Raw genomic sequence first — 6,934 nt, forward strand, 5'->3', positions numbered from 1 at the left:
ACTCTCTTCTGCTCCAGCGCCATCCCCATCCTCTTTCCCTGTGTCATCCTGTATCACTTCTTCTGTGTTATTTCCTGCTCCGTCTCCTGGCGTCCCCTCTGTCTCCGCTTCCCCTTCCGGACTACTCTCCTCCTGTGATTTTGGCACTTCCTCATATCCCGGACCTTTCAATTCCTCCGCATCCGCCGGACTGGCCTTCGCTGTCTGATACTCCGCCTCTGATGGAGTGGCCACATAGATTTCTCCACCCATTCCACAGTTATGAACCGTGGAATCCACTATATACGCTGCCAGCGCACCATATCCATCCACATAGCATTCGCCGTCGAAGTACGTAAATGGATGTTGAATTACTACGTCACTCAAGAACAAATTTTCCACCGTCGCTTGATTCAAAACGCCAAACAGCGGTCTTTCCAACCCGCTTATCACATGCCCGTTTCCGTCAAAACTTCCTGTAAATGGTTCCACATTTGTCCCTATGGAACCACTTATCCAGCCAAGCTCCAAATCCTCTTCCAGCCGGTATCTTCCATTTAAGTTATACTCCTCACTGCTTTTATCCAGAAGATACTGCTCCAGTTCCTCTTCCGTATAGATTAATACTGTCTCACGGCTCTTCGCCCTGGCCGTCCCTATTCCCCGCAGCGCACAGCATCCCGCTGCAATCAGCAGGATACACGCGATTCCTGCTGCCAGATATGTAAAGTATTTTTTCTCCTTCGTTTTCGTATGTAATATAAAGCGGCTCATCTGTATCCCTCCAACATTTACTCTTATCCCTATCCTCTGGTCCTGATAATCAGTATCACACTCCCCAGTATCTGCTTTGACGCCACCGTTCCCACATTCTGGTCGCGGCTGTCAATGGAAACTCCACGGTTATCTCCCAGCACCAGATACTGTCCCTCTATCACGGTTAACGGCGCCCCCATCTCGTTCCCGTCATTCTCCCGTTCCGGAACTGTCAGCGTTATATAATGCTCCCTCACCTGGGTTCCATTGACGACCACCCGGCCGCCTGAAACACTGATTTCCACCGTATCTCCCGGAAGCCCTACGATACGTTTCACAAAGTTTTCTCCTCCATTTTCAAAGACCACTACCTCATCCCTGTTACATCTACCGCCAAGGCGGCTGTATATAATCCAGTCCCCGTTATTTAGATACGGGTACATAGATTCTCCGGAAACCCGGTCCACTCCGATGATAAAAGAAAACAGACAGATCACACTCAGCGCCAGCATGATAAAAGTAAGAACAATTCTCACATTTCTGCGCTTTCGTCTTGCAAAATATCGCCGCATTTCAACCCGCATCTGCATTCGCAGCTGCCGGGCTTCCTCCGCAAGACTATCCGGTCTGTCTGATGCCCCGGCACGGACCGCAGCTCCGGCCTCCACCGCCTTTATCACATCCCACAGATAACAGATAATCTGGGTCTCCTCGAATCCGCCGAACCGCACTGTCCGAAAATGGGAGCTTTTTCCCGTTTTATTTATACTGCCTGCCCGCATCTGCCTGCGGGATTTCCCCTTTATTTCGGCCCCTCTCACGAACTGGCACCTCTCTCCCGGATTTTACCCCATAAGATATATTATGTGGTATTCCGTTGCCGTTTGTGCGGACTGAATACCATGGCTGTAATGGTTAATTGAAGTTTTGGACCTGATTCTAGGTCTCATAAAGAACAGATTGCTGATAATAAGAGATTTTCTGAAAATTTTGATTAACTGAAAGGCTGTCCGCGTCCATCTCCGGACGTCCATGTTTTATCAAAATAACCCAATTTCATATTTATACGTATTTTAATATTTTTTGCTCGTAAATATGCCGCAATTTATATGTTTTTCCATTTTTATCCTTGCAATTTTTACGAAAGCAAGTATAATAGACTATATTGTGAGGGGTATTTCCCCTCGCAAATTATCGTCAATACCACATAATATATCTTATGGGGTATTTTTTATTTTGTCGTAATCGGCCTAATCAAGCACCAGATGCATCCGCGCCATCTGCTCTCTGGGCCGTTCCTCCGTGTCAACGGTATAGATTCGCGTCGTGCTGATATTGGAATGCCCCAGCAAATCCATCAGCCGGACCACATCTTTTTCCACATTATAAAATGTTCTCGCAAACAAATGCCGCAGATTATGGGGAAATACTTTCGCACTGTCCACTCCAGCCGTCTTTCCAATCTGTTTCATCCTTTTGCTGATATTGCTCCTGTCCATCGGCTTCCCATTCTTAGTGACAAAAATACTCCCGGAAGTGATGTCTTCTTCTTTGCAATATTTTTTCAATGCCCGCGCAAGCTCGGAAGGGATCAGCACCAGCCGGGACTTTCCCTTGTTATAAATCTCCGCCCGGCACACGCCCAATGATTCCACCGTGATGTATTTCAGCTCACTGATGCGGATACCCGTGCTGCATATGGTCTGAATCAGCATGCTCATCCGCATATCACCTTCTTTTCTTGCCGCACAGACCAGACGTTTATAATCCGCCTTCGTCATCTCCCTTTCCGGTTTGCTGTACACCGCCCTCTGAATTTTATACAGCCTCACCTTCCACTCTTCCTGTCCCAGATATGTAAAAAAGCTGTTCACGGCCGCCAGCATGGAATTGGCGCTGGCAATCGTATACCGCTCTTTCAGCCACTGCTTATACTCTCTCACCTTATCTTTACTAATTGTCATATCGCCGGACAAGTATGCTATAAACTTTCGAACATCCCGCAGATATTTCTCCACCGTAGCGCTGCTCCGCTCCTCATCCTGTAAATACCCCCGGTACTCCTCCAATGTCAGTTCCGTAATCCTCATCCTTCCGTACCCCCTCGTTTCCATAGAACTTTTCTCTTTTGTTGTTTCAGTATACGATATACCTTATACGCAAAAGGGAAATTTTTCAAGCAGATGAAAACAGATTGTGCTGGGAATTATTTCCATGCAAAAAGAGAATGCCCATGCCGCAGCACGATACATTCCGGATAATTTTTCAAGATATTTTAATCGCACGGATATATCGCTATATTTATCGCTTTATAATCATTAAATTTATCGCTATATTCTCATTATTATCTATTGCTATTTTTCATCTAATCGCATATACTAAAAGAAAAAAGAGAGGTGATAACACATGACTATAACAGCCAACCTGCTTCAAAGTCTGGTTCCCATCACACAATTTAACCGTGGGCAGGCTTCCAGGATTTTTGACCGGCTTCGGACGGAGAAACAACTGGTCGTGCTAAAGAACAATCAGCCTTCCGCCATCATTCTGTCCCCGGAAGAATATGAGCGTCTGGCCGAAATTGAGGAAAACTATCTGCTTTTGATGGAAGCCAGCGAACGTCTGAAAAAAAATGAAGGAAAAAATTCCATACCTTTCGCCGATGTTCTCTCCAATCTGGGCATCACCGAACAGGAATTAAACGAAACGGAGGATATTGATATCGAATGATTTGGAATATTACATTTTTAGAAGAAGCGCAGGAAGACCTAAGAAAATTAGACGGTTCCGTCCGTATCCAAGTGCTAAAAGGAATTCAAAAAGTCAGTCAAAATCCTCTCCCAGCCACACAGGGCGGCTACGGAAAACCACTTGGAAATAAGAACGGAACCAATCTAACCAATCTGTTAAAAATCAAATTTCGTGACCTGGGAATCCGGGTCGTCTACAAAGTAGAAATCACCAATTCCATCATGAACATCATTATTATCTCAACGCGGACCGACGAGCAAGTTTACGAAGAAGCCAAAACCCGTCGGAATAAACATCATTTATAATTACCCTTATTTATGCAAACGGATTCTCCGTCTTATACAACATCCCCTTCGGCTGGTTAAACCCAATCTCCTCCACGTCAACGCCGATATACTTAAACACCTCATAAATCGCTTTTCCATAATGTCCAAATGCCACCGCCCCATGATGCGGGAAGTTCTTCTCAATCAGTACGTGGCGGTAGAAGCGGTTCATCTCCGGGATGGCGAAAATGCCGATGGCGCCGAAGGAGCGTGTCGCTACCGGGAGCACCTCGCCCTGGGCGATGTAGGCCCGCAGTACATTGTCAGCCGTACTTTGGAGACGGTAGAAGGTTATATCGCCAGGAACGATATCGCCCTCCAGGGTTCCCTGGGTTACTTCCTCCGGCAGGGCTCTCGCCATAATCAGCTGGTACTTCATCTCGCAGAAGGACAGCTTCTTGGAGCTGGTGTTGCCGCAGTGGAAGCCCATGAAGGTCTCTCTCTGGCCGTAATCATAATTGCCCTTGATATCCTCATTGTACAAATCAGCCGGCACGGAGTTGTTGATATCCAATAATGTCACCGCATCCTGGCTCACGCAGGTTCCGATAAACTCGCTCAACGCGCCGTAGATATCCACCTCACAGGACACCGGAATGCCTCTGTCGGTGAGACGGCTGTTTACATAACATGGCACAAATCCAAACTGGGTCTGGAAAGCCGGCCAGCATTTTCCGGCAATCGCCACGTATTTGCGGTAGCCTCTGTGCTCCTCAATCCAGTCAAGCAGTGTCAGCTCATACTGGGCCAGTTTCTCCAGAATCTCCGGCTTCTTGTTGCCTGCGCCAAGCTCGGATTCCATATCTTTCACCACATCCGGTATACGCGCGTCGCCGGCATGTTTGTTAAACGCCTCAAATAAATCGAGCTCGGAGTTCTCCTCAATCTCCACACCCAGGTTGTAAAGCTGCTTGATGGGAGCGTTGCAGGCCAGAAAGTTTAACGGTCTCGGTCCAAAGCTGATAATCTTCAGTCCGCTTAACCCTACGATAGCGCGGGCAATCGGCACAAACTCCTCAATCATATCGGCGCACTCCTCGGCTGTTCCAACCGGGTATTCCGGAATGTATGCCTTAATATTGCGCAGCTTCAGGTTATAGCTGGCATTCAGCATCCCGCAGTAAGCATCGCCACGGCCCTGAACCAGATTGTTACCACTCTCCTCAGCCGCCGCGATAAACATGGCCGGTCCGTCGAAATGCTTCGCTAACAATGTCTCAGAAATCTCCGGTCCAAAGTTGCCAAGGTAAACAACCAGGGCATTACATCCCGCCGCCTTCACATCCTCCAGTGCCTGTACCATATGTATCTCACTCTCCACGATGCAGACCGGGCACTCATAAATATTTTTCTCATCATATTTGGCCTTGTAGGCTTCAATCAACGCTTTCCTTCTGTTCACGGAAAGGCTCTCCGGGAAACAGTCGCGGCTTACGGCTACGATACCGATTTTTACTTCTGGCATGTTAATCATGTGAATATCCTCCATTTTATTATGAAATATATTTTATTTACAATTCACTAGTTCCGTTTCTCTCACTATCTGAAAACATGTTTCTTCATACTTTTATATCGAAACATTCTCACCCTTCAAACCAATCCAGGCGTTTTCCGGAAGCCCTGCCTCCTCATGGCCCACCAGCCATTTATTTCTTGCGAACAGCAGCTTATCTTCCCCGCACCGCACGGCTGCCGGCCCGGCCAGTTCCTCGTTGGTTCCTCTCGGAAGCACGATCACACAGCGGAATCCCCCCTCGTCCGTCTGGCACGGCGCATAGTGCAGCGTCGTCGCATACACCTCAATCAACGTCCCCGCCGGCACAAAAAACGCTTCCACCAGCCCGGTGTCATAGGTGTACTCCTCCGTGATATCCTGCTGCCGTCCAATCAGCAAAATCATGTCCGTCACCGCCAGATTCACCTCCGAATCCCGGTGATACTCCAGCGCGTTTAACTTCCGGTTATGTCCGTTGCAGTAACCAATCTGAATCGGCATTCCGCCATACACGCCGTCCGCCAGCGCCCCGATTTCCGGCAATGCTTCCAGCTCCGGCACGGAAGCCACATAAACCACATCCTCCGGGAGCGGAGTCTTCTTCATCTCCTCCATCAGCCCCGACACCTCATATCCGGTAATCACCCGGCCGTACATCCGAAACTCCGAATCATTTACATGTTTCAGCTTCATATTCTTTCCCTTCCTCTCCACATAGTTCGTTCTACAAGTTCGCCAGTTCTTTATAATCCGCCTTCAAACTCTGATAGAGATTCTGGTAGATATGATGATAGCACTCGTAAGTCTTCACATTCTCCGCCACCGGGCTGGTGCTGCTCTTCTCACTGATCAGTCTGTCGCAGGCTTCCTCCACACTGGGGTAAATGCCGCAGCCAACCCCGGCTAGAATCGCCACGCCCAGAGCCGGCCCCTCGTCCTGCTGCACCGTCTTCACCGTGCAGTTGTAAAGGTCAGACAGCATCTGACGCCAGACAGGGCTCTTCCCGCCGCCTCCGCAGGCCATCATCTGCGTCACATCCACGCCCATCTCCTTTAAAATCTGGTTGCAGTCACAGAGAGAATAGGACACGCCCTCCATCACCGCCCGCAGCAGATGTTTCTTCGTGTGAATCGCCGACAGCCCAAAGAACACGCCCCGGCAGTCCGGGTCCAGATGAGGCGTTCTTTCGCCCATCAAATAAGGCAGATATATCAGCTTGTCGCTGCCCGCCGGAATCGTCTTCACATCTTCATTAATCAAATCATAGACATCTTTTCCCTGGGCCTTCGCCTCCGCCACATAATCCTGGCAGAACTCATCCTTAAACCATTTCAGGGAAAGACCGGCCCCCTGGGTCACGCCCATGATATGCCATGCCCCCGGCACCGCGCAGCAGCAGGTATGCACCCGTCCCTTCTTGTCAATGGAAACCTGGCTGCTGTGTGCAAACACCACACCGGAAGTCCCGATGGTGGTAAATGCTGTTCCATCCCGCACAATCCCGGTTCCCACAGCCGCCGCCGCATTGTCCCCAGCGCCGCCAACCACTTTGACCTCCGCCGTCAATCCTGTCTTCTCTGCTATCTCCGGAAGCAGAGTGCCTGTCACCTCACAGGACTCATAGAC

General features: G+C 49.1%; 8 protein-coding genes. 2 read left to right on the forward strand and 6 right to left on the reverse strand.

Annotation, left to right across the window (positions count from 1 at the left end; all coding sequences use genetic code 11):
* From ACLTD4_RS32360 to ACLTD4_RS32370, 3 genes are all read right to left on the reverse strand, one after another.
* On the reverse strand, positions 1-753 hold a 753-nt coding region (locus tag ACLTD4_RS32360), incomplete at its 3' end, for a ZmpA/ZmpB/ZmpC family metallo-endopeptidase-related protein (RefSeq protein WP_412331898.1).
* A gap of 29 nt (positions 754-782) precedes the next feature.
* Positions 783-1,556 carry a signal peptidase I gene (gene lepB / locus ACLTD4_RS32365; RefSeq protein ID WP_006782142.1) on the reverse strand — a complete coding sequence of 258 codons (774 nt, stop codon included), beginning with the start codon at positions 1,554-1,556 and terminating at the stop codon, positions 783-785.
* Positions 1,557-1,985: 429 nt separating this feature from the next.
* On the reverse strand, positions 1,986-2,825 hold the full coding sequence (locus tag ACLTD4_RS32370; protein ID WP_006782143.1) for a tyrosine-type recombinase/integrase: 840 nt from the start codon (positions 2,823-2,825) through the stop codon (positions 1,986-1,988).
* Positions 2,826-3,141: 316 nt separating this feature from the next.
* Here ACLTD4_RS32370 and ACLTD4_RS32375 point away from each other — a divergent pair, with 316 nt between their 5' ends.
* A complete protein-coding gene (locus ACLTD4_RS32375; protein ID WP_006782144.1) occupies positions 3,142-3,465 on the forward strand; it encodes a type II toxin-antitoxin system Phd/YefM family antitoxin in 324 nt (107 codons plus the stop codon).
* Positions 3,462-3,791, forward strand: a complete 330-nt coding sequence (locus ACLTD4_RS32380) for a type II toxin-antitoxin system RelE family toxin (RefSeq protein ID WP_006782145.1) — start codon at positions 3,462-3,464, stop codon at positions 3,789-3,791. The genes ACLTD4_RS32375 and ACLTD4_RS32380 overlap by 4 nt, the downstream gene beginning before the upstream one ends.
* 10 nt (positions 3,792-3,801) lie before the next feature.
* On the opposite strand, the gene ACLTD4_RS32385 is transcribed toward ACLTD4_RS32380, so the two are convergent.
* The 3 genes from ACLTD4_RS32385 to ACLTD4_RS32395 all read right to left on the reverse strand — a co-directional run.
* A complete protein-coding gene (locus tag ACLTD4_RS32385) occupies positions 3,802-5,286 on the reverse strand; it encodes an L-fucose/L-arabinose isomerase family protein (RefSeq protein WP_006782146.1) in 1,485 nt (494 codons plus the stop codon).
* A 93-nt stretch (positions 5,287-5,379) separates the two neighbouring features.
* Positions 5,380-6,000: a DUF4867 family protein gene (locus ACLTD4_RS32390; RefSeq protein WP_006782147.1), complete on the reverse strand. Its 621-nt coding sequence runs from the start codon at positions 5,998-6,000 to the stop codon at positions 5,380-5,382.
* A 31-nt stretch (positions 6,001-6,031) separates the two neighbouring features.
* Positions 6,032-6,934: FGGY-family carbohydrate kinase (locus ACLTD4_RS32395; RefSeq protein WP_412331899.1), on the reverse strand; the 903-nt coding region annotated here is incomplete at its 5' end.

Source organism: Hungatella sp., assembly GCF_046966825.1.

Bases quoted from the DNA above. Each gene is read 5' to 3' on its own strand.
- ACLTD4_RS32370 (WP_006782143.1), bottom strand. From the start codon at position 2,825: ATGAGGATTACGGAACTGACATTGGAGGAGTACCGGGGGTATTTACAG.
- ACLTD4_RS32375 (WP_006782144.1), top strand. From the start codon at position 3,142: ATGACTATAACAGCCAACCTGCTTCAAAGTCTGGTTCCCATCACACAA.
- ACLTD4_RS32380 (WP_006782145.1), top strand. From the start codon at position 3,462: ATGATTTGGAATATTACATTTTTAGAAGAAGCGCAGGAAGACCTAAGA.
- ACLTD4_RS32385 (WP_006782146.1), bottom strand. From the start codon at position 5,286: ATGATTAACATGCCAGAAGTAAAAATCGGTATCGTAGCCGTAAGCCGC.
- ACLTD4_RS32390 (WP_006782147.1), bottom strand. From the start codon at position 6,000: ATGAAGCTGAAACATGTAAATGATTCGGAGTTTCGGATGTACGGCCGG.